At 40.3% G+C, this 22,856-nt stretch carries 21 protein-coding genes; 7 read left to right on the top strand and 14 right to left on the bottom strand.

The annotated features are described in order from the left end of the window. Nucleotides 1-101: 101 nt before the first annotated feature. The 3 genes from K8P02_RS06170 to K8P02_RS06160 all read right to left on the bottom strand — a co-directional run bounded on the left by K8P02_RS06170 (nt 102) and on the right by K8P02_RS06160 (nt 2,283). Nucleotides 102-770, bottom strand: coding sequence for a bifunctional 4-hydroxy-2-oxoglutarate aldolase/2-dehydro-3-deoxy-phosphogluconate aldolase (locus K8P02_RS06170; RefSeq protein WP_002559797.1), 669 nt, complete (start codon nt 768-770; stop codon nt 102-104). A 68-nt stretch (nt 771-838) separates the two neighbouring features. Further along, complete coding sequence (locus K8P02_RS06165; RefSeq protein ID WP_025867130.1) at nt 839-1,204, bottom strand: four helix bundle protein; 366 nt, start codon at nt 1,202-1,204, stop codon at nt 839-841. Nucleotides 1,205-1,257: 53 nt separating this feature from the next. Then, nucleotides 1,258-2,283, bottom strand: coding sequence for a sugar kinase (locus K8P02_RS06160; protein WP_002559795.1), 1,026 nt, complete (start codon nt 2,281-2,283; stop codon nt 1,258-1,260). A 339-nt stretch (nt 2,284-2,622) separates the two neighbouring features. Between K8P02_RS06160 and K8P02_RS06155 the strand changes: the two genes are divergently transcribed. The 5 genes from K8P02_RS06155 (at nt 2,623) to ispE (ending at nt 9,097) form a co-directional block, all read left to right on the top strand. Further along, complete coding sequence (locus K8P02_RS06155) at nt 2,623-3,687, top strand: LacI family DNA-binding transcriptional regulator (RefSeq protein ID WP_196039338.1); 1,065 nt, start codon at nt 2,623-2,625, stop codon at nt 3,685-3,687. A gap of 45 nt (nt 3,688-3,732) precedes the next feature. Continuing rightward, a complete protein-coding gene (locus K8P02_RS06150) occupies nt 3,733-5,223 on the top strand; it encodes a UxaA family hydrolase (protein ID WP_025867129.1) in 1,491 nt (496 codons plus the stop codon). A gap of 191 nt (nt 5,224-5,414) precedes the next feature. After that, complete coding sequence (locus tag K8P02_RS06145) at nt 5,415-6,713, top strand: Na+/H+ antiporter NhaC family protein (protein WP_002559792.1); 1,299 nt, start codon at nt 5,415-5,417, stop codon at nt 6,711-6,713. A 183-nt stretch (nt 6,714-6,896) separates the two neighbouring features. After that, nucleotides 6,897-7,892, top strand: a complete 996-nt coding sequence (locus K8P02_RS06140; protein WP_223382121.1) for a GAF domain-containing protein — start codon at nt 6,897-6,899, stop codon at nt 7,890-7,892. 377 nt (nt 7,893-8,269) lie between these two features. After that, complete coding sequence (gene ispE, locus K8P02_RS06135; RefSeq protein ID WP_025867127.1) at nt 8,270-9,097, top strand: 4-(cytidine 5'-diphospho)-2-C-methyl-D-erythritol kinase; 828 nt, start codon at nt 8,270-8,272, stop codon at nt 9,095-9,097. A 68-nt stretch (nt 9,098-9,165) separates the two neighbouring features. Here the strand turns inward: ispE and K8P02_RS06130 are convergent, their stop codons facing one another. The 11 genes from K8P02_RS06130 to K8P02_RS06080 form a co-directional block, all read right to left on the bottom strand. Continuing rightward, the gene (locus K8P02_RS06130) at nt 9,166-9,690 is read right to left on the bottom strand and encodes a chromate transporter (RefSeq protein WP_002559789.1); all 525 of its coding nucleotides are present in this window, start codon (nt 9,688-9,690) and stop codon (nt 9,166-9,168) included. Continuing rightward, complete coding sequence (locus tag K8P02_RS06125; protein WP_002559788.1) at nt 9,687-10,196, bottom strand: chromate transporter; 510 nt, start codon at nt 10,194-10,196, stop codon at nt 9,687-9,689. The genes K8P02_RS06130 and K8P02_RS06125 overlap by 4 nt, the downstream gene beginning before the upstream one ends. A 338-nt stretch (nt 10,197-10,534) precedes the next feature. After that, entirely contained in the window at nt 10,535-11,569 is a 1,035-nt protein-coding gene (gene galE / locus K8P02_RS06120) for a UDP-glucose 4-epimerase GalE (RefSeq protein ID WP_221649943.1), read from the bottom strand. 218 nt (nt 11,570-11,787) lie between these two features. Continuing rightward, nucleotides 11,788-12,360 (bottom strand): electron transport complex subunit RsxA, encoded by a 573-nt coding sequence (gene rsxA, locus K8P02_RS06115; RefSeq protein ID WP_002562594.1) that lies wholly within the window; start codon nt 12,358-12,360, stop codon nt 11,788-11,790. 113 nt (nt 12,361-12,473) lie between these two features. Then, complete coding sequence (gene rsxE, locus K8P02_RS06110; RefSeq protein ID WP_002562595.1) at nt 12,474-13,058, bottom strand: electron transport complex subunit RsxE; 585 nt, start codon at nt 13,056-13,058, stop codon at nt 12,474-12,476. Between the two features lie 17 nt (nt 13,059-13,075). Further along, nucleotides 13,076-13,714, bottom strand: coding sequence for an RnfABCDGE type electron transport complex subunit G (locus tag K8P02_RS06105; protein WP_025867125.1), 639 nt, complete (start codon nt 13,712-13,714; stop codon nt 13,076-13,078). Further along, a complete protein-coding gene (locus K8P02_RS06100; RefSeq protein ID WP_025867124.1) occupies nt 13,711-14,706 on the bottom strand; it encodes an RnfABCDGE type electron transport complex subunit D in 996 nt (331 codons plus the stop codon). Before K8P02_RS06100 ends, K8P02_RS06105 begins: the two co-directional genes overlap by 4 nt. A gap of 6 nt (nt 14,707-14,712) precedes the next feature. Next, a complete protein-coding gene (gene rsxC, locus K8P02_RS06095; protein WP_025867123.1) occupies nt 14,713-16,050 on the bottom strand; it encodes an electron transport complex subunit RsxC in 1,338 nt (445 codons plus the stop codon). Between the two features lie 35 nt (nt 16,051-16,085). Next, nucleotides 16,086-16,985, bottom strand: a complete 900-nt coding sequence (locus tag K8P02_RS06090) for a Fe-S cluster domain-containing protein (RefSeq protein WP_007485945.1) — start codon at nt 16,983-16,985, stop codon at nt 16,086-16,088. A gap of 7 nt (nt 16,986-16,992) precedes the next feature. Then, nucleotides 16,993-17,412 carry a SoxR reducing system RseC family protein gene (locus tag K8P02_RS06085; protein ID WP_002562600.1) on the bottom strand — a complete coding sequence of 140 codons (420 nt, stop codon included), beginning with the start codon at nt 17,410-17,412 and terminating at the stop codon, nt 16,993-16,995. A 181-nt stretch (nt 17,413-17,593) separates the two neighbouring features. Next, complete coding sequence (locus K8P02_RS06080) at nt 17,594-19,039, bottom strand: DUF3078 domain-containing protein (RefSeq protein ID WP_007485946.1); 1,446 nt, start codon at nt 19,037-19,039, stop codon at nt 17,594-17,596. Between the two features lie 234 nt (nt 19,040-19,273). On the opposite strand from K8P02_RS06080, the gene K8P02_RS06075 reads away from it, so the two are divergent. Next, on the top strand, nt 19,274-20,878 hold the full coding sequence (locus K8P02_RS06075; RefSeq protein ID WP_002562602.1) for a CTP synthase: 1,605 nt from the start codon (nt 19,274-19,276) through the stop codon (nt 20,876-20,878). 22 nt (nt 20,879-20,900) lie between these two features. Continuing rightward, nucleotides 20,901-22,751, top strand: coding sequence for a membrane protein insertase YidC (gene yidC, locus K8P02_RS06070; protein WP_002562603.1), 1,851 nt, complete (start codon nt 20,901-20,903; stop codon nt 22,749-22,751). Nucleotides 22,752-22,856 lie beyond the last annotated feature (105 nt).

Raw genomic sequence — 22,856 nt, 5'->3', positions numbered from 1 at the left:
CTTAGAGGCATATTTTAGATTTACGATTGAACGATTTACGATTCTATGATTGAAGTAACCTCAATTATAAACTGTAAATTGTCTAATCGTAAATTTTTTCTTTATTTACGAGCCTCAGCAATGTAACCCAATGCTTCAGCACATTTAGCTGTAACATAAGCCCAGTCTTCGGCAGCTACTTTATCCTTCGGGAAGAGTTTAGAACCCATACCTACGCAGAATACGCCAGCCTTAATCCAGGCAGTCAGATTTTCTTTAGTCGGCTCAACTCCGCCGGTCACCATTAATTTAGACCATGACATCGGAGCCATCAGACCTTTTACAAAATTAGGACCATATACATCACCCGGGAATACTTTACAGAGATCACAACCTACCTCCTGTGCGAAACCCACTTCTGAAACAGAACCACATCCCGGAGTATAAGCTACCAGACGACGGTTACAGATCTTAGCGATTTCAGGGTTAAACAACGGACCTACTACGAAGTTTGCTCCTAACTGAATATACAGTGCAGCTGTAGCCGGATCAACGATAGAGCCAATACCCATCGCCATTTCCGGACATTCCTTTGCTGCAAATTTCACTATTTCAGCAAATACTTCATGAGCAAAGTCGCCACGATTCGTGAATTCGAAAGCACGAACACCACCTTCATAACAAGCTTTTACTACTTTTTTTGCAATTTCTGCATCTTTATGGTAGAATACAGGAACCATGCCGGTTGAACCAATCTTGTTCAGAACCGCTATTTTATCAAATTTTGCCACGACTATAATATTTACGATTAGACAATTTACTATTTACGATTGAAATTTCTTTTATTATATATTTACGATTAGACTTGCTTTAATTGATGGGCTTTCGATGTAACGATTGAACTTACTATTATCCGATAGAGTTCATCCGCTTCTTGTGATAAATCCAATAATTTTTCAGACTTTATCATACCACTATCTCCTATAATTTCCAGCCAATGTATCGTTTCATCCAATTCCTCCTCCACCATTTTCAACTTATTCAGAAAATCTTTATCGGATTTTCCTAAACAAGCTGCTCTATAATTAGCAGCAGGTGAAGTTCCCGAACGAACAATCTGTTTAGCAATAGCATTACCTGAAATCGTATTAGGCATACTATCTACCATTTTAATTATTCTCAGTGAGAACATTTTGAATCGTTTTTTCAATTCATCAGAGTCCATTATCCAAAAGTAATTTCAATCGTAAATAGTAAATCGTCTAATCGTAAATCTCTTTATCTTTGCACGCGTCCGCTTGCATCACCTCCTGCCAGCGCTTCTACCTCTTCTACTGATACAAGGTTGAAGTCACCATTGATAGTGTGTTTCAATGCAGAAGCAGCAACAGCAAATTCAAGAGCCTCACCCTGGTTCGGTTTCGTCATCAAGCCATGGATGATACCTCCGGAGAATGAGTCACCACCACCTACACGGTCGATGATAGGATCAATATCATAACGCTTTGAAGTATAGAACTCCTGACCATTGTAAATCATAGCTTTCCAGCCGTTGTGGGTAGCAGAGAAAGATTCACGCAATGTAGAAATTACATATTTGAATCCGAACTCTTTCATCATCTGCTGGAAGATACCTTTGTAACCTTCAGCATCCGTATGTCCTGCTTCAACATCAGCATCCGGCTTGAAACCCAGACAGAGTTCTGCATCTTCTTCATTGCCAATACATACATCTACATATTTCATTAAAGGCTTCATGATAGACTGTGCTTTTTCTTTAGTCCATAGTTTCTTACGGAAATTCAAGTCTACAGAAACTGTTACGCCATGACGTTTTGCAGCCTCACAAGCCAAACGAGTCAGTTCGGCAGCTTTATCAGAGATAGCCGGAGTGATACCAGACCAATGGAACCAGTCAGCACCTTCCATAATAGCGTCAAAATCAAAATCAGCGGCATCAGCTTCAGCGATAGAAGAATGAGCACGGTCATAAATTACTTTACTTGGACGCATAGAAGCTCCAGTTTCAAGATAATAAATACCTACGCGATCACCACCACGGGCAATAAAGTCTGTCTTTACACCATATTTACGCAATGCATTTACAGCAGACTGACCAATTTCGTGTTTAGGCAATTTTGATACGAAGTATGCATCGTGGCCATAGTTTGCACAGCTCACTGCAACGTTGGCTTCTCCACCACCGTATACTACATCAAAAGAGTCAGATTGAACAAAACGAGTGTTACCCGGAGTTGATAATCTAAGCATGATTTCGCCTAACGTAACGACTTTCTTTCCCATAATTCTATGTTTTAATGAAATAAGTAATTAATATTATTAAGTTTCAATTTATCATTATAAGCCCATTTTGCAGCTTAACACACTGATACTATGTTATATATACAAACAACAAATGTACGCCACATAGCTTTCGTGTGCGGGCACAAAGATACAACAATTTTCGTAATTACAAAAATTGTTATATATTTGTGTCGAAAATATTAATATTATTATTGTGTACGAGCACAATATTGATTTACGATTTGACTATTTACGATTTACGATTGATAAAACTTCGTTCATTCAACCATAAGTCTGATGTCTTTTCAATCGTAAATCGCAAACAGTCAAATCGTAAATATGAATAAGTTGCCTGATAGAATCAGAATCAAAGATATCGCCCGTCTGGCCGATGTATCAGTAGGAACAGTAGATCGCGTCATTCATGGACGCAGCGGAGTTTCCGAATCAAGCCGGAAACGCGTTGAAGAGATCCTAAAACAGTTGGACTATCAGCCCAATATGTATGCAAGTGCATTAGCTTCCAATAAAAAGTATTCTTTTGCGTGTCTCCTCCCTCAACATTTAGAGGGGGAATACTGGACAGATGTAGAAAAAGGTATCAGTAAGGCACTCAGTACTTATTCGGATTTCAATACCACGGTAAAAACCACCTATTATGATCCTTATGATTACCAGTCATTCGTTAATGCAAGTGACGCTATTATAGCACAGCATCCGGATGGAGTGATGGTAGCACCTACCGTACGCGAATATACCCGGATTTTCACTGGACAATTAACAGAACTGGATATACCTTATATATATATAGACTCAAATATTAAGGATATACCCCCACTGGCTTTCTTCGGACAAAACTCACGCCAAAGCGGATACTTTGCTGCACGCATGCTGATGCTACTGGCTGGAAACGAAAAAGAGATCGTCATCTTCCGCAAAATACATGAAGGTATCGTAGGTTCCAACCAGCAGGAGAACAGAGAAAAAGGATTCAGACAATATATGAAAGAACATCACCCTGCATGTAATATATTAGAACTGGATCTTCATGCCGAACGTAATGATGAAGATGCTCTCATGTTGGACAACTTCTTCCGGGAACATCCAACGGTACGCAACGGAATCACGTTCAACTCGAAAGTATACATCGTAGGAGAATATCTGCAAACCCGGGAAAAGAATAATTTCAATCTGATCGGTTATGACCTTTTGGAGCGAAATGTAGCCTGTCTGAAACAAGGAAGCGTATATTTCCTTATAGCACAGCAACCGGAACTACAAGGATACAACGGCATCAAGGCATTATGCGATCATCTTATTTTCAAAAAAGAGGTAAATTGCATTAACTATATGCCTATTGATCTGTTAACAGTAGAAACAATTGACTATTACAGCAATAAATAAAAAAAGGTTCTTCAATCGTAAAAACAGTAAATATAAATAAGCATCATGGAAACAAAGTATCTAAAAATCAATCCAGCTGACAATGTAGCCGTAGCTATCGTTAATCTACCCGCAGGAGAAAAACTTTCAGTAGATGGCATTGAGGTAGTCCTGAACGAAGATATTCCGGCCGGGCATAAGTTTGCCTTGAAAAACTTTGCTGAAGGAGAGGATGTCATCAAATACGGTTATCCTATCGGCCATGCCAAAATGGCAAAGAAGCAGGGTGATTGGATGAATGAAAATAATATAAAGACCAACCTGGCCGGACTTCTGGAATATACCTATAATCCGGTAGAGGTATCGCTTGATATTCCAAAGAAAGATCTGACCTTCAAAGGATATCGTCGTAAAAATGGCGATGTAGGTGTACGTAATGAGATATGGATTATTCCTACCGTAGGCTGTGTCAATGGCATTATCAATCAGTTGGCCGAAGGTTTACGCCGCGAAACGGAAGGTGAAGGCGTGGATGCCATCGTAGCTTTTCCACATAACTACGGTTGTTCACAATTGGGTGACGATCACGAAAATACAAAGAAAATCCTTCGCGATATGGTACTTCACCCCAATGCAGGTGCAGTGCTTATTGTAGGATTAGGATGTGAAAACAATCAACCGGATGTATTCCGTGAATTTCTGGGTGACTATGATCAGGACCGTGTGAAGTTTATGGTTACTCAGAAAGTGGGTGACGAATACGAAGAAGGTATGGCAATCCTGCGCGAGCTTTACGCTAAGGCTTCTAAAGACGAGCGTACCGAAGTTCCTCTGTCAGAATTGCGTGTAGGCTTAAAATGCGGTGGTTCTGATGGTTTCTCCGGCATTACAGCCAATCCATTGTTAGGCATGTTCTCAGACTTCCTTATAGCACAAGGTGGTACAAGTGTATTAACTGAAGTCCCTGAAATGTTTGGTGCCGAAACAATTCTGATGAACCGTTGTCACAACAAAGAGTTATTCCAGGAAACCGTTAAACTAATTAATGATTTTAAAGAATACTTCCTCTCACATGGTGAACCTGTAGGAGAAAACCCCTCACCGGGAAATAAAGCCGGAGGTATTTCTACACTGGAAGATAAAGCACTGGGATGTACGCAGAAATGTGGTAAAAGTTATGTAGAAGGTGTATTACCTTACGGAGAACGCTTACAGGTGAAAGGTCTCAACTTGCTTTCTGCACCAGGCAATGATCTGGTGGCAGCCACTGCCCTTGCTTCCTGCGGTTGCCATATGGTGTTGTTTACTACCGGACGCGGCACTCCGTTTGGTACCTACGTACCTACTATGAAAATCTCTACCAACTCAACTTTAGCTAAAAACAAGCCGGGCTGGATTGATTTTAATGCAGGCGTTATCGTTGAAAATGAACCAATGGAAAAGACTTGCGAACGTTTCATTGACTATATTATCAAAGTTGCAAGCGGCGAATTTGTAAACAACGAAAAGAAAGGATATCGCGAAATCGCTATATTCAAGACAGGAGTAACGCTTTAAATCAGAAGTTAGAAGATAGAAGTTAGGAGTTAGAATAAAAGAGCCGGTAGTTAAATCTATATTAGTATGTAAATCATAAACACGCTGTATAGATTCTGACTACCGGCTACTATATTCTCCCCCCTATTACTCCCATTCTTAACTACTAATTATTATCTTTGCGATCCCAAAACAAGTACAACCTTATATTAATGAACGAAGAAAAGAATAGTAAGCATATCTCCGGTTGGTGGGCACTCAGCCCGCTATTTGTTTTCCTGTGTCTGTATCTGGTAACCTCCATCATCGTCAATGATTTCTATAAAGTCCCTATTACAGTAGCTTTTCTGGTATCTTCCTGTTACGCTATTGCCATCACACGCGGTTTAAAGCTGGATCAACGGGTCTATCAGTTCTCTGTAGGAGCCTCCAATAAGAATATCATGCTGATGATCTGGATCTTTATTCTGGCCGGGGCTTTTGCACAAAGCGCCAAAGAGATGGGAGCCATTGATGCAACAGTAAACCTCACCTTACACATTCTTCCCGACAATTTGTTATTGGCTGGCATCTTTATAGCTTCCTGTTTCATCTCCCTTTCTATCGGAACCAGTGTAGGAACGATTGTAGCCCTTACTCCTGTTGCTACTGGCCTGGCACTAAAAACCGGCATAGATCTTCCGTTTATGGTAGCTATCGTTGTAGGTGGTTCCTTTTTTGGTGATAATCTGTCTTTTATTTCCGACACCACCATTGCCTCTACCAAAACACAAGGTTGCGTGATGCGTGACAAATTTCGCGTAAACTCAATGATCGTTGTACCTGCTGCACTTATTGTGCTGATTATTTATATCGTTCAAGGATTATCAATCACCGCTCCCCCCCAGGTACAAGAAATCGAATGGCTCAAAGTCATCCCTTATCTTGTCGTATTGGGTACAGCCATAGCAGGTATCAACGTGATGATCGTTCTCTTGTTAGGCATCATCTCCACAGCCATCATAGGACTTGCCACAGGAAGCTTCGGTATATTCGACTGGTTTGGAGCAATGGGAAACGGTATAACCGGAATGGGCGAACTCATCATCATCACCCTGCTTGCAGGCGGTATGCTCGAAACAATCCGTTATAATGGGGGAATCGACTTTATCATCGGAAAGTTAACCCGCCACGTCAATGGCAAGCGTGGAGCAGAACTCAGTATCGCCGCCCTTGTCAGTATAGCCAACCTCTGCACAGCCAACAATACAATTGCTATCATCACTACGGGACCTATTGCCAAAGACATTGCCGGAAAGTTCAACTTAGATCGTAGAAAGACAGCCAGTATCCTCGATACATTTTCATGTTTCATACAAGGTATCATCCCCTACGGAGCACAATTACTCATGGCAGCAGGGTTGGCTAAAATTTCTCCGATCAGCATTGTAGGTAATTTGTATTACCCGTTTACCATGGGGACGTTTGCATTATTGGCTATCATTTTCCGCTATCCGCGAAGATATTCATAATATTTTTCTAAGAAAAGCTGCAAACAACATTTTCCGATGAAGACAACTTTGCTATTTATAGTGTTTTATCACACATGAATCTCAATAAGATCCAAAAGTATTATCTATATTTGTGTCCAGATCTACAGACAACAGGAAGATATGTCAAATCTGAATTCCGATAAGCTTCTCAGATTAACCTCCATGGCACAAATTGGATGGTGGGAAGCAGACTTTAAAAACCAAAAATACACTTTATCAGAATTTATAGTAGACCTTTTGGGTCTTGAAAGCGATACTATTGAATTCAAAGATCTTCACAATCTTGTTCATGAGGATTATCGGGACAAATTGAGAGAGGCATCTCTGACTCTTAAAAATCAACGTGCCTATGAACTGATCTTCCCTCTCTATACTAAATATGGGATAACCTGGGTATTATCTAAAATGGAATTCAGCAAGAATACCGAGCAAGATAACCTAAAATCTTTTGGTTACATAAGATGCCTGAATGATATCGAAGTTAATGAAAAGAAACTATCTACAAGAGACGAGCTTAACAAATTACTCTATCGTCAAATCAGTATATCCCACTCTCTATTTTCATTTTTGCAAACAGATGATATCTCCGAAACAGTACAGAAAATACTGAAAGATATACTAATGCAATTTAATGGAGACCGGACTTATATTTTCGAAATACTTCCGGAGAGAAACATACAAAGCTGCATTTATGAAGTGACAGCGGAAAACGTTTCGAAGGAACAAGAATTTCTTCAAAACCTCCCCATCAATCAGACTTCGTGGTGGAGTCAACAAATATTAAGCAAAAAGGCAATCATCCTGAACACACTCGATGATATGCCTGCGGAAGCAGAATATGATAGGAATATTTTAGAGCCACAAAATATAAAATCACTCATGGCAGTCCCACTGTTATCCAAAAAAGGAGTATGGGGATATATGGGCATAGACATCGTTAAACGATACCGTAACTGGAGCAATGCAGATTATCAATGGTTTACTTCTTTGGCAAACATTATCAGTATCTGTATTGAATTGCGTAAATCCGAGAAAAAGGCAAAAGAGGAACGGCAAGACCTCAACAACTTATACCGCCATATGCCCATGGGTTACCTCCAGATGCAAATTGTCTATAAAAATAATAAAGTAATCGTTCACAAATGGGAGGAGAAATAGGAGTAGAATCAACAGAAGATACAGGTTCTTCTTTCTGGTTTACACACCCTTTATAATATCTTATCAGCGTGAAAATCAAGCAATAAAGAAGTACGTACTTTTGAGGTGTAAAAGTACGTACTTAACACACTGTTAATATGCATTTTAAGTCAACATTAAATACGTACTCTTTCAATTAAAAGAATACATAGTGTACAACACAAGAGTATCTTATCCTTTACTTGTAAGAAATTAATTCCTCAACAGATTAAAACATAGAATATAATAATGAAGAATTTACTAACTTTGCATCGTCGTTCATAAACATCGTAAACGTACCTATGTTATTATCCCCCAATGAGAGTCATAACTGTAGGGAATAAATCGTAAATAAAAAGATGATCACATTTCCAAATGCCAAAATAAACCTGGGACTAAATATTACAGCCAAACGTCCGGACGGATATCATAATCTGGAAACCGTCTTCTATCCCGTACCGATAGAAGATGCGTTGGAAATTCATGTGCTGAATAATAGTACAGATAAGAAGTTTGCTTTGCATCAGGCTGGTATGGAAATAACAGGAAATGCAGAAGACAACCTTGTGGTAAAAGCCTATTTATTATTGGATAAAGAATTCAATCTCCCTCCGGTAGATATTCATTTGTACAAACATATCCCATCGGGTGCCGGCTTAGGAGGAGGATCTTCGGATGCAGCTTTCATGTTGAAACTCTTGAATGAACGATTTGAATTGAAGCTAACAGATGAGAAATTAGAAGAATATGCAGCTACATTAGGAGCCGATTGTGCTTTTTTTATAAAGAATACCCCAACTTATGCAGAAGGAATCGGAAATATCTTCTCCCCTCTTTCACTCTCTTTAAAGGGTTATCAGATTCTGTTAGTCAAACCGGATATCTTCGTTTCTACCCGGGAAGCCTTCTCCCTGGTCAGGCCTCACGAACCGGAATATTCATTAAAAGAAATTATAACTCATCCCGTCAGTGAATGGAAAGAACAAATAGTGAATGATTTTGAAGCAAGTGTATTCCCGCAATATCCTGTTATTGGAGAAATAAAAGAAGAATTGTATAAAAATGGAGCGATGTATGCTGCTATGAGTGGTTCGGGGTCATCAGTCTTTGGATTGTTTGCTCCGGATATCACAATACCGGATATTAACTTTGGCGCACGAAGTTTTGTATTTAAAGGAAAACTATAAACTTCGAATAAAGTAAATAAGGAACGCAGGTGTACAGTCTGCGTTCCTTATTTTTTTATCTGAATCCTTCAATACAGAATAAATCCCATTACTCCCGCCAGTAGAATCATCAGAATCGGATGGACCTTATATTTCCAGGTCAGAAAAAAGGCTGCAACAAAGATCAAGATACTTTTGTAATCAATAAAATTATCCTTATTCATCAATAACAAAGCAGCAGCTCCAATCAAAGCTACAGACATAGGAAGCAACCCCGACATGGCGGCATTGACATATTTGTTGTTTTTGAATTTCACAAAGAAATAAGAGATAAACAATACCATCAGAAAAGAAGGCAGGCAAACCGCGACAGTAGCAATAACAGCACCCCATATATTACCTGTTACCGTATAACCTATGTAAGTTGCACTGTTTATGCCGATTGGCCCAGGAGTCATTTGCGAGATTGCTACTACATCTGTAAACTGTTGAAGCGTCAACCAATGATAACGCTCTACTATCTCAAACTGAATAAGAGAGAGCATTGCATATCCACCGCCAAAACCAAATACTCCAATTTTCAGATAAACACATATCAGTTGCCAGTAAATCATACACGTCTTCCTTTCAATTTATCTTTTAGCCACAGTGTATATACCAATCCCCCAACGATGCCGGCCAACACAATATATACCGGCGATATACCGGCTTTCCATATCAATACCGTACCTATTGCCGGAGCAATCAACTCCATATATCCCATGCGAATAGCCTTTATAGCCGAAAGACAAGGCACCAGTATCAACGCCACAACAGCCGGACGAATGCCATTGAATATTCTGATAACATATGGATTATCCTGAAACTTATCAAAAAATAAAGCAATAATCAGGATAATAACAAATGAAGGTAAAATAGTACCCAAAGCACAAACTAAACTTCCCCAGAAGCCTCTCAATCTATAACCTACAAAGATTGATATATTAACAGCGAAGACTCCCGGCAAAGATTGTGTAATAGCAAACATCTGCATAAAATCTTCCTTAGTCATCCATTGGCGCTTCACTATCTCGCGCTCGATTAGAGGAATCATTGCATACCCTCCTCCTATGGTAAACATTCCTATTTTTACAAAATTGAGAAAAAGTGTCAGATACATGTCGTATTCATAAAAGTAATGCTCGCAAAGGTAAGAAAAAAAGAAATATCAAAATTAAATAAGATAGGATATAACATAAAACGGTACCACGACTCACGTCGTAGTACCGTCACAACACAAACACAAAATAAAACACGACAAAACTACTATGCAATCTTACCTGTCTATGCCGGGGAGGCATATGTACCGAGTATGGATATTCACATATACATAAATGGCTTCAGGCCGATTTGCACTATATAAACAAATAACTTATGTATTTGTTTATTTCTTGTATGTTAATGTAACATAAACTCTTCTTATTGTATGCCTCTCTCACGGAGTTTCAGCTGCCAGTTCCATGCAGAACGTAAAGTATCTTCAATACTTTCTACAGCTTTCCAACCCAGTTCTTTATTTGCATAATCCGGGTTAGCCCATACTTTTTCGATATCACCGGCACGGCGTCCTACAATCTTATAGTTCAACTTCACACCGGTAGCTTTTTCAAAAGCATTTATTAACTCCAATACAGACAAGCCACGACCTGTACCAATATTGAATACTTCTACTTTCTCCTTTTGTTTTTGCTCAAGAATGCGTTTAATAGCAATCACGTGTGCCTTGGCAAGGTCTACAACATTGATAAAGTCACGGATACAAGAACCGTCAGGAGTATCATAATCGTCACCAAATACACTCAGTTCTTTACGGATACCGATTGCTGTTTGGGTCAGATAAGGTATCAGGTTTTGAGGAACTCCGTTAGGAAGTTCACCCAACAACGCAGTAGGATGCGCACCTATCGGATTGAAATAACGCAACAGGATAGCATTGATCGGTGCACCGGAAGCTACTGTATCACGAACGATTTCTTCGTTTATCTGTTTGGTGTTTCCATAAGGAGATTCAGCTTTCTTGATAGGAGCCTGTTCTGTTACGGGAAGCTCATCGGGCTGACCATAAACAGTACAGGAAGACGAAAATACAATACCACCTACATTGTGCTTAGGCATCAATTCAAGCAGATTGATCAAAGAAACAAGATTATTACGGTAGTAAAGCAATGGCTTCTGAACAGATTCGCCTACTGCCTTACTGGCAGCAAAATGAATAATTGCTTTAATACCTGGATATTTGGTAAACACGGCATCAAGACCGTTAAAATCTAAGCAATCAAGTTTTTCAAAAACGGGACGTATACCAGATACTTTCTCGATATTATCAACTACGTCAGCATTTGAGTTTGAGAGGTTATCAATGATGATTACTTCGTATCCACTGTTTTGAAGTTCTACTACAGTGTGAGAACCGATATAACCAGTTCCACCGGTTACTAAAATTCTTTCTTTCATATATTTATACTTGGTTAGTTCTTTCGGTTTTGTCCTTTTGTTCTGTTTGCAAATTTAGAAAAATTAATTTAGAAAAGCAGGATTGATACAAAAAAAATCACCACAAGGTAAAAAAGTTACGAGCTACAAGCTACGAACTATAAGTAGCTGTGCAATAAAACACAGATCCTTAAATTCGTAGCTGTAGCTCGTAACTTATAGTGAATAGCTTATAACGATTACACTACTCCGGAGAATCCCATAAATGCCATAGCCAGCAAACCTGCTGTAATCAAAGCAATCGGTGTTCCTTTCATACCTTCGGGAATCTTCACAAGACTCATTTGTTCGCGTAAACCGGCAAACAACACGAGAGCAAGTCCGAAACCAAGAGCGGTAGAGAATGCATATACAACACCCGTCAACAGGTCAAAGTCTTTCTGGATAACCAAAATAGCAACCCCTAAGATACAGCAGTTGGTTGTAATCAAAGGAAGAAATACTCCTAATGCCTGATACAATGCAGGAGATACTTTCTTTAAAATAATTTCTACCATCTGCACCAAAGCGGCGATTACCAGAATGAAAGTAATGGTCTGCAAATAACCAAGCCCGAAAGCATCGAGTACAAACTTCTGAATCAGAAAGGTAACGATAGTAGCAATGGTAAGCACAAATGCTACTGCGGCACTCATACCTAACGCAGTTTCTACTTTCTTGGAAACCCCCAAGAAGGGACAAATTCCCAGAAACTGTGACAATACGATGTTGTTTACAAAGATTGCCGATATAAAGATCAATATATATTCCATAATTAATTAAAAATTAAAAACCAGAATTTAGTAGTTGGTAGTTAGTAGTTAGAATCTATGCAGTATGTTAGCTATCATGCCGAATGAATTCTAACTACTAAATTCTAATTTCCTTAGTTTTTCTTCAAACTGTTAATCAATGCAATAAGGTATCCCAATGCAATGAAAGCACCCGGAGCCAACACAAATACCAACATACCGTACTCTTCCGGGAAGATAGCAAAATCAAAAACCTTACCGGTGCCTAAGAATTCACGCACAGCACCCAGCAGAGTCAAGGCAATGGTGAAACCAAGTCCCATACCAATACCATCAAACATAGAAGATATCGGATTATTCTTAGCTGCAAAAGCTTCGGCACGCCCCAAGACAATACAGTTCACAACAATCAACGGAATAAAAAGCCCCAGTGTGGCATACAATCCCGGAACATAAGCCTGCATCACCATCTGCAACAAAGTCACAAAGGAAGCAATAACTACAATAAATGACGGAATACGCACCATATCCGGAATCAGATTTTTGATCAGCGAGATAACGACGTTAGAACAAATAAGTACAAACATCGTAGCCAGTCCCATACCCATACCATTAATGGCAGAAGAGGTAGTTCCCAAGGTAGGACACATACCTAACAGGAGCACAAATATGGGATTCTCTTTGATAATCCCATTCATCAATACTTTAAAATTATTCATTTCTTAATACTCCTTTCTTAATTAGCACTGATGGGCTCAGCAGGTTCAACAACTTTTTGTGTAGCACCGGTAGTTCCATTGGTGTCATCATTGCCCTTGTAAGCGGCATAAGCAGCATTCACTGCATTAAGAAATGCACGTGAAGTAATGGTCGAAGCAGTAATAGCATCTATCTGACCACCGTCTTTACTCACTTTCAATGGAGCTTCACCCGGATTCATTCCCTTAATACTTCCTTTACCACCTTCCTTAAACCAGTCAGCGGCTTTAGAGCCCAATCCCGGAGTTTCTACATGAGACAGTAAAGAGTAATCATAGATCTTACCATCGGCATCAAAACCTACCAGAACTTTCAATTCGCCACCAAAACCCATAGCAGTAGATTCTACAGCAGCACCTACCCACTGACCGTCTTTTTTAGCAGGATAAATAGTATATTCAACCCCATCTATAGTTTGCTTGGTAGCTTCTGCAGTAGGGTCATTATCAAATGCAGGTACAACCACACTAATAGCATCGCTCAATATTTTAGCATTGGCTTCGGCTATCGGTCCTTTTGTAAGTTCATTTACGTAAGCCAGTAACGCCACCGAAATAGCAGTAACTCCGGTAAGTACCAGCAACATATTCTTTAATGATGATTCTAATTTTTTCATTTCTTCTTCGCTACCTCCCCAAAGCGTTTAGGTTTGCAATATGTATTTATCAGCGGAGTAAATGCATTCATAATCAAAATAGCGAACGACATACCCTCAGGATAAGCACCAAACAAACGGATAATAACAGTCAGCAGACCGATACATACACCATAAATCAACATGCCTTTCTTGCTCATCGGAGAAGTAACATAATCCGTTGCCATAAAGATAGCTCCCAACATCAAACCACCGGTAAGCAATTGAAGAACCGGAGATACATACAATGCCGGATTTACCAAATGCATAATGCCGGAGAACACAAATACAGTAACCAGAATAGATACCGGAATGTGCCAGGTAATAATTTTCTTCCACAACATATAAATAAGTCCGAGCAGCAATGCAGCAGCACTTACTTCGCCTAAGCATCCGCCATTCTGACCAATGAGGAGACTCAGGGCATCAGGAAGCTGATCCAGTGAAACACCGGGAGCACCATTGATAACTCCCTTCATTATAGCCAGTGGAGTAGCTCCCGTAGTAGCGTCTGCATAAGCTGTTAGCTGGCCTACAACCGGCCATGTAGTCATCTGTACCGGAAATGAGAGCAATAGGAATACACGCCCTGCCAATGCCGGATTAAAAGGGTTGTTACCTAAACCTCCGAATGACATTTTGCCTACACCAATAGCAAACAGTGCACCCAAAATGATAATCCAGATAGGAAGGTTAGACGGAAGATTGAAGGCAAGCAACACACCGGTGATGATAGCCGAACCGTCACAAATAGTAGTAGTTTCTTTCTTCAGCAGGTACTTGCCGATAGCCCATTCAAAAAAGACACAGGCTGCCACAGAAGTAGCTGTAACAATAAGGGCACCCAACCCGAAAAAGAGTAGCGACACGATAAAGGCAGGGAATAATGCAATTAGTACACCATACATATTCTTCTGTATGCTGTCTCCGCCATGAACGTGAGGTGATAGTGATACTATAAATTTATTTTCCATACTTCGTTATTTTTTAGCTTGACGTGCACGAATCATAGCCCCTACCTTACCTTTGCCTAAGCGACAATAGTCGAGCAACGGACGGTAAGCCGGACAAGTGAACTGACAGGAGCCACATTCAATACAGTCCATGATTCTTTCTGTTTCCATTCTTTCAAATTCCCCGTTTTCGGCCAATGCAGAAAGCAGATAAGGTTCCAGTCCCATCGGACAAGCACCTACACACTTCGCACAACGAATACAATTTTGTATCTCGCCACGCTTCGCTTCTTTCTGATTCATAATGAGAATACCGGAACTACCTTTAGCAGTGGGAACGTCGATATTAACCAATGCTTTCCCCATCATCGGACCACCACCGATTACCTTACCTGTATCTTCGGGTAAACCACCACAAGCATCAATCAACTGACGCATCGGCGTACCTACACGTGCCATAAAATTAGAAGGTTTGGCAAGTGACTTACCGGTAACGGTAATAACACGCTCAAACAAAGGTTTATTTTTCTGCACAGCCTGATAAACAGCAAAAGCAGTACCCACATTCTGCACTACAGCACCGGTAGAGATAGGAAGCGCTCCACTCCCAACCTGGCGTTTGATAACGGCATCAATCAATTGCTTTTCACCTCCCTGCGGATATTGCACTTTCAAAGCTACTACTTCAATGCCGGCATAACCAGAAGCTATTTTGGTCATCAGTTCAATAGCGTCAGGTTTATTATTCTCGATACCAATAAATGCCTTATTCACCTTCACAGCCTTCATCAGGATAGAAACACCTACCATGATTTCTTCAGCATGTTCCAGCATTAGTTGATGGTCGGCCGTCAGATAAGGTTCACACTCCACTGCGTTAATGATAACACATTCTGCCTTAAATGAAGGAGGAGGACACAATTTTACCTGTGTAGGAAAACAGGCACCACCCAAACCAACAATACCTGCATCGGCTATCTTTTTTACAATCTCTTCAGAGCTCAGTTCGCACTCTTTCACCAGTGTTTCACTACGATCGATATTTTCTTCCCATTCGTCTCCTTCTACATCAATGAAAATGGCAGGTTTGGCATAACCGCTTGCATCAACAATCGAGTCAATTTTGGTTACCTTTCCGCTGACAGAAGAATGAATAGCTGCCGAAACAAAACCAGCAGGCTCGGCAATCTTTGTGCCCACTTTCACCACGTCACCTTTAGCCACAACAGGCTTTGCCGGAGCACCAATGTGCTGGCCCAGTAGAATTACCGCTTTTGACGGAACCTCTGCTGTAATGATGGGCTGATGTGCTGAGAGTTTATTTTCCTGTGGATGAACACCACCAATTGAAAATGTCTTCAACATACAATTCTGTATTTTATCTGTTATTATTCTATTATTTACGCTTCGGCTGCGGGAGCTGCTTTAGGAGCCTCTGCTTTGGGAGCCTCTGTTGCAAGAGTCCCTTCAGCCTTTGGTTTACGCGGTGGGAAATTTAACTCAATAATTGTTCCTTGCGGACAAACTTCCACACACTTACGACATGATTTACACTTATTGGGATCAATGTAAGCCAGGTTGTTCTCAAGCGTGATAGCTTCGAACGGACAAGTCTTCACACATTTACCACAACCGATACAACTAACTGTACAAGCCTTACGTGCCACTGCACCCTTGTCTTTGTTTACACAAGACACATACACACGACGAGACTTTTTACCTTGCGGACGGATTTCAATAATCGCTTTCGGGCAAGCTTTTACACAAGCACCACAAGCGGTACATTTTGCCTCATCTACTTCCGGAAGTCCGGTCTCCGGATTCATGTGGATAGCATCGAACTGGCAAACAGCTACACAGTCGCCACATCCCAGACATCCAAAACTACAACCTGTTTCTCCACCATAAAGAGAAGCAGCTATCGCACAGCTCTTTGCACCATCGTACAGATTGGTACGAGGACGATTAGCACAGGTTCCGTTACATCTCACCACCGCAACCATTGGTTCGGCTTCACCGGCATCGAGTCCGAGGATAGAGGCCACTTGCGTCATAACATCCTGCCCACCTACAGGACAGAATTTACCTTCAAGCGAACCAGCCTTCACGCAAGCGTCAGCAAATCCACTACATCCCGGATAGCCACATCCACCGCAATTGGCTTGGGGCAACACTTCGGACACCTGGGCAATACGCGGGTCTTCATACACGGCAAATTTCTTGGAAGCGGCATACAGAATAGCGGCTGAAACCAGCGCAATGGCTCCCAATGAAATTACTGCAATCAGAATCAAATTCATAAATTAGTTATTTTATTGGTTTTATAGTAAATGAAAATTTCTGTTTCAATCGGTTCTTATTCAACCACAATACATAATAATAAGGAATAAGAAGAGCGAGCGATGTAAGTGACGCATAAAGCTCGTCGTTCATCACTGCCATAAATAAGAAAAGGGAAAGTATTAAAAGCACAAAGGGAAACACGAAAGCCAAAGCAACAGCCATCATCCCCATAGAGGTTTCGCCGGTCACCATTACCTGTTCTCCAATCTGATAAGAAGATGCCGAAGAATCAACTATGTCGATAACCTTCTCTTTACTATCTGCAGAGGAGCAATGCCCTTTGACACTGCATGCCGAACATGCTGATGTCTGGATAATTCTCACTGAAAGATGAGAACCATTTATGTTTTCCACAATACCTTGATGCTTTATTGTATTAGCCATTTTGCAAACTGAACATTACAAATTGCGGCAAATTTAAGCATTATTTGTGAACTACGAAGCGTTAGGCTGTTTTTTCTATGTGTTAAAGTGCTATTTTTACTTTTTTTGTTATCGCACACAATAAATGAAGAAGGGCGACCTATATGGCCGCCCTTCTTTAATATGCTTACAAAAAGCTAACTTACCATTGATAATTGATACCAAAACTGAGCAATTCCTTTACTTGGAAATAGCTACTTCCCTCAGTTGGCTTCGAACTGTCATCATAACGTGCATGTACATAAAGTTTGGTAGACAGATAACGGTTCAGAACAAAGTTTACTGTATTTTCCCACTCTATACGCACCCATTTGTAACTGGTGAGGTAATTTAAACGAGAATCAAGAGTCACGGAAGGGATGATTGTCCAGGTCAGAGTCGGCTGGAATTGTGAACCAAAATCATTTTTAGAACATTTGCCTTTGTCCAGACCAAATTTTGTTTCATTCACTTCACTGTTACCTATATAACGGAGGTTATAAGTCAAAGGAGCCAAGAATAAAGAAAAGTTAAATTTCTTCTTCTTCAATTTATAATCCATACCGATACTGACTGCCAAATCTGCCGGAGCAAAGAAAGCAGAAACAAGTTCCTCACTATTGGCTTTATAACCATTGGCAAACTGGGTTTTAAATTCAGCGGAAATTGTATAATACCAGTTATGAGCAGCCTGAATACCCAGCTTACTGTACAAACGAAGTTGGTCTGTATTTACTAAATATTTATGATACTTATCTGACGGAGTAGAGTTGAATCCTAACTTAGCTTCCAACATATTCTCGAACTGCACCTTCTCACGGTCATTGTAATTGGCAAACAGTTTCAAATTGGCAAGTAATGCATTATTACTTTCTCCTCCTTTATACCAGTTGTCCGAAATATAGTTTTGAGTAATCTGCAAAGAACCATTACCACCAGTTACCCACCAGTTAGGTTTGCTGATTTTCAATTCAGCCTCTCCTACTGCAACCTCCATCGGCTCTTTATCAAACAAACGAAGTACCTCTGTTTTTGTCTTAGGCTTCACATCTTCACGGAACACCTTTCGGCTTCTGATACGATCTTCTGTCGTACGAACCAACTGAGGAGCATTCAAGTAGACTCCCATCAATGACTGGTCAACAATCTTATTAGCACGCTCCAAAGTCGTAAAACGATCTTTATCATAAGGCAGCCAATTAGAACAATCAACAGAAACAGAGTCCAGTTTAGGCATCTCCCAATCAATCTTAGAATAATACGCAATCGGAGAATAATAATATGCCAACGGCACAAAAAGACGATAGTATTTTGGATAAACCGGAATATAACGTTCCGGTACAGCAGGGTCATTCAAATAATCTAACTCTCCAATATACTTCTGATACAGATAAGACACTGTATCCAGCTTATTGGTCTCAGTATTCAATTTCAAAAAGAGATATGGCTGAAGTCCTTCCGAAAGCGTATCAGGCTTTGCAGACAACACCGTATCAGTTTTTATTACATTAGTCCTGTTTTTCGACACAGTCCCGACTACATCTTGCGCCACAACAGACGAAGAAAAAATAATCGCCAATGCGAATGATGAGATATAACTATTTTTCATGATTCATGCTATTTGAGCGCAAAAATACATCAAAAACTTCAGAAAACATAGAAAAAGTAAAAAGTTGTTTTTGCCAACCTTTTTGTAAGGGTTTGAGGAAGGAATTGCATTTTTTAATAAATTTGTTTCTGTGATTACTTACTACTTCCTCATTTTTTTGTAATTTTGCAGTTTTTAATGCGTTAGATTCTTTAAAATACTACTAGTAAACAAATAATTAAAACAGTTATAGCTGTGGGAGAAACAAAGTATATTTTCGTCACCGGTGGTGTAGCTTCCTCATTAGGAAAAGGCATAATCTCATCATCCATTGGTAAATTGCTGCAAGCAAGAGGTTACAAGGTAACCATTCAGAAGTTTGACCCGTACATCAACATCGACCCGGGAACACTGAACCCTTATGAACACGGAGAATGTTACGTGACTGTAGATGGTCATGAAGCTGACCTCGATTTAGGACATTACGAACGCTTTCTGGGAATTCAGACAACAAAAGCCAATAACATTACTACTGGACGTATTTACAAAAGTGTGATTGACAAAGAACGTCGCGGTGACTATTTGGGCAGAACTATTCAGGTAATCCCACATATTACAGACGAAATTAAACGCAACGTCAAACTGTTAGGTAATAAATACAAATTCGATTTTGTAATTACCGAAATTGGCGGAACGGTAGGTGATATTGAATCACTTCCTTATGTGGAAAGTATTCGCCAGCTAAAATGGGAATTGGGTAAAGATGCATTATGTGTACACCTTACTTATGTACCTTATCTGGCTGCAGCCGGTGAGCTGAAAACCAAACCTACCCAGCACTCCGTAAAAGAGTTACAAAGCGCAGGTATCCAACCGGATATTCTGGTATTACGAACGGAACATGAACTAACTGCGGGACTTCGTAAAAAAGTGGCATTGTTCTGTAATGTAGATGAGAATGCAGTAGTACAAAGTATTGATGCTCCTACCATCTACGAAGTACCTTTGCTGATGCAGGCTCAGGGATTGGATGAAACAATTTTGAAAAAGATGGGCCTCCCCGTTGGAGAAACTCCGGGATTAGGTCCGTGGCGTGCATTCCTCGAACGTCGTCATAAAGCAGAACAAAAAGAACCCGTACATATTGCGTTAGTTGGTAAATACGACTTGCAAGACGCATACAAATCTATCCGCGAAGCGCTTTCACAAGCCGGAACCTACAATGACTGCAAAGTAGAGGTAGATTTCGTAAACAGTGAAACACTTACAGATGACAATGTAGAGGAAGCATTGAAGGGAATGTCCGGCGTAATGATAGGTCCCGGATTTGGCCAACGTGGTATTGATGGTAAATTTGTAGCCATTAAGTATACCCGTACTCATAATATTCCTACATTCGGTATTTGTCTGGGTATGCAGTGTATTGCTATCGAGTTTGCCCGTAACGTGCTTGGATACAAAGATGCCAATTCACGTGAAATGGATGAGAAAACACCACACAATGTTATCGACATTATGGAAGAGCAGAAGGCAATCACCAATATGGGAGGAACCATGCGTTTGGGTGCATATGAATGTACATTGGAAAAAGGTAGTAAGGCTTACGAAGCCTATAAAACAGAACACATTCAGGAACGCCACCGTCACCGCTACGAATTCAATAACGACTTTAAGACCGAATATGAAGCAGCCGGCATGAAATGTACTGGTATCAATCCGGAATCAGGCCTTGTAGAGATTGTAGAAATCCCTGCCTTGAAATGGTTTGTAGGTACTCAGTTCCATCCGGAATATAGCAGTACGGTATTGAATCCACATCCATTGTTCGTATCATTCATCAAAGCGGCAATAAATAATTAATAATTAAAAATTAAAAATTAAAATGGATAAGAACACCATTACGGGTCTCGTTTTAATAGCGCTATTATTAGTAGGTTTCAGTTTCTTCAGTCGTCCGAGTGAAGAACAACTTGCTGCACAAAAGAGATACTACGACTCCATTGCAGTGGTGCAAAAACAGGAGGAAGCTCTAAAAGCTAAAACTGCCGCTGCATTGGCTAATGAAAAAGAAGAAACAACAAGCGTAGATTCTACCTCACTCTTTTTTGATGCCATGGAGGGTAAAGAATCCTTCACCACCATTCAGAATAATCTGGTAGAAATTACATTTGTCAATAAAGGAGGCCGTGTGTACTCTGCCATGCTGAAAGATTACAACGGACAAGATGGCAAACCAATCGTATTGTTCAATGGTAGTGATGCTGAGATGAACTTTAATTTCTACAATAAGAAAGAGACAGTACAAACCAGGGATTACTATTTTGAAGTAGTTAATAAGACCGACAGTAGTATTACGATGCGTCTGGCTGCTGATAAAGACAGTTATATTGATTTTGCTTACACCCTGAAGCCAGACAGTTATTTACTTGGATTTACTATCCAGGCAACGGGCATGGCTGGCAAACTTGCTTCAACAGACTATGTAGATATCTCATGGTCACAACGCGCTCGTCAGCTTGAAAAAGGATACACTTACGAAAACCGTCTGGCTGAATTGATGTATAAGGTAGTAAATGATGGAACCGACAACCTCTCAGCTGCCAAGGACGATGAAAAGCAAATCGAAGGTCGCGTAGACTGGGTTGCCTTCAAAAATCAATTCTTCTCTTCCGTATTTATTGCTAATCAGGACTTCGACAAAGTAGCAGTAAAATCAAAGATGGAGAAACAAGGAACCGGTTATATCAAAGACTATTCTGCTGAAATGAATACTTTCTTTGATCCGACAGGTAAACAGGCTACCGATATGTACTTCTACTTCGGACCGAACCATTACAAAACACTTAAAGCCCTTGATAAGGGACGTGATGACAAATGGGAACTCGACAATCTGGTTTATTTAGGATGGCCTCTGATTCGCTGGATCAATAAGTATATTACAATCAACGTGTTCGACTGGCTTTCGGGCTGGGGACTGAGCATGGGTCTTGTGCTATTGCTATTGACCATCATGGTAAAAATTGCAGTATATCCGGCAACCTGGAAAACGTATATGTCATCTGCCAAGATGCGTGTATTGAAACCGAAGATTGATGAAATCAATAAGAAGTATCCAAAACAGGAAGATGCAATGAAGAAGCAGCAGGAAGTAATGAGCCTGTATAGCCAGTATGGCGTCAGCCCAATGGGAGGATGTCTGCCGATGTTATTACAGTTCCCTATTCTTATGGCATTGTTTATGTTTGTGCCAAGTGCTATCGAACTTCGTCAGCAGAGCTTTTTGTGGGCACCGGACCTCTCCACGTATGATGCTTTCATTACATTCCCGTTCCATATTCCGTTCTTAGGCAATCACCTCAGTTTGTTCTGTTTGCTGATGACAGTAACCAACATCCTGAACACTAAGTTTACCATGCAACAGCAGGATACTGGTGCACAGCCTCAGATGGCAGCAATGAAATGGATGATGTATCTGATGCCGATAATGTTCCTTTTCGTATTGAATGACTATCCTTCGGGATTGAACTATTACTATTTCATTTCAACATTGATTAGTGTGGGTACAATGATCGTATTACGCAAAACAACGGATGAAGACAAATTGCTGGCTATCCTTGAAGCAAAGAAAAAAGACCCGAAACAAATGAAAAAGACCGGTTTTGCCGCTCGCCTGGAAGCTATGCAAAAGCAACAGGAACAAATGGCAAAAACAAGACAGCAACAGAAAAAATAATAAAAATAAACTCTGTATGATGTAAAAAGCCGGGCAAATCCAAAAAGGTATTTGTCCGGCTTTGTGCTTATGTTTCACACACGGGGAAGTACACCGAGCGATGAA

Source organism: Bacteroides nordii (assembly GCF_019930665.1).
In the GTDB taxonomy this organism is placed as follows: domain Bacteria; phylum Bacteroidota; class Bacteroidia; order Bacteroidales; family Bacteroidaceae; genus Bacteroides; species Bacteroides nordii.
This window is presented reverse-complemented; position numbering and strand designations above follow the sequence as displayed.

Bases quoted from the DNA above. Each gene is read 5' to 3' on its own strand.
- K8P02_RS06165 (WP_025867130.1), bottom strand. From the start codon at position 1,204: ATGGACTCTGATGAATTGAAAAAACGATTCAAAATGTTCTCACTGAGA.
- K8P02_RS06160 (WP_002559795.1), bottom strand. From the start codon at position 2,283: ATGGGAAAGAAAGTCGTTACGTTAGGCGAAATCATGCTTAGATTATCA.
- K8P02_RS06155 (WP_196039338.1), top strand. From the start codon at position 2,623: ATGAATAAGTTGCCTGATAGAATCAGAATCAAAGATATCGCCCGTCTG.
- K8P02_RS06150 (WP_025867129.1), top strand. From the start codon at position 3,733: ATGGAAACAAAGTATCTAAAAATCAATCCAGCTGACAATGTAGCCGTA.
- K8P02_RS06145 (WP_002559792.1), top strand. From the start codon at position 5,415: ATGAACGAAGAAAAGAATAGTAAGCATATCTCCGGTTGGTGGGCACTC.
- K8P02_RS06140 (WP_223382121.1), top strand. From the start codon at position 6,897: ATGGCACAAATTGGATGGTGGGAAGCAGACTTTAAAAACCAAAAATAC.
- ispE (WP_025867127.1), top strand. From the start codon at position 8,270: ATGATCACATTTCCAAATGCCAAAATAAACCTGGGACTAAATATTACA.
- K8P02_RS06130 (WP_002559789.1), bottom strand. From the start codon at position 9,690: ATGATTTACTGGCAACTGATATGTGTTTATCTGAAAATTGGAGTATTT.
- K8P02_RS06125 (WP_002559788.1), bottom strand. From the start codon at position 10,196: ATGTTTACCATAGGAGGAGGGTATGCAATGATTCCTCTAATCGAGCGC.
- galE (WP_221649943.1), bottom strand. From the start codon at position 11,569: ATGAAAGAAAGAATTTTAGTAACCGGTGGAACTGGTTATATCGGTTCT.
- rsxA (WP_002562594.1), bottom strand. From the start codon at position 12,360: ATGGAATATATATTGATCTTTATATCGGCAATCTTTGTAAACAACATC.
- rsxE (WP_002562595.1), bottom strand. From the start codon at position 13,058: ATGAATAATTTTAAAGTATTGATGAATGGGATTATCAAAGAGAATCCC.
- K8P02_RS06105 (WP_025867125.1), bottom strand. From the start codon at position 13,714: ATGAAAAAATTAGAATCATCATTAAAGAATATGTTGCTGGTACTTACC.
- K8P02_RS06100 (WP_025867124.1), bottom strand. From the start codon at position 14,706: ATGGAAAATAAATTTATAGTATCACTATCACCTCACGTTCATGGCGGA.
- rsxC (WP_025867123.1), bottom strand. From the start codon at position 16,050: ATGTTGAAGACATTTTCAATTGGTGGTGTTCATCCACAGGAAAATAAA.
- K8P02_RS06090 (WP_007485945.1), bottom strand. From the start codon at position 16,985: ATGAATTTGATTCTGATTGCAGTAATTTCATTGGGAGCCATTGCGCTG.
- K8P02_RS06085 (WP_002562600.1), bottom strand. From the start codon at position 17,412: ATGGCTAATACAATAAAGCATCAAGGTATTGTGGAAAACATAAATGGT.
- K8P02_RS06080 (WP_007485946.1), bottom strand. From the start codon at position 19,039: ATGAAAAATAGTTATATCTCATCATTCGCATTGGCGATTATTTTTTCT.
- yidC (WP_002562603.1), top strand. From the start codon at position 20,901: ATGGATAAGAACACCATTACGGGTCTCGTTTTAATAGCGCTATTATTA.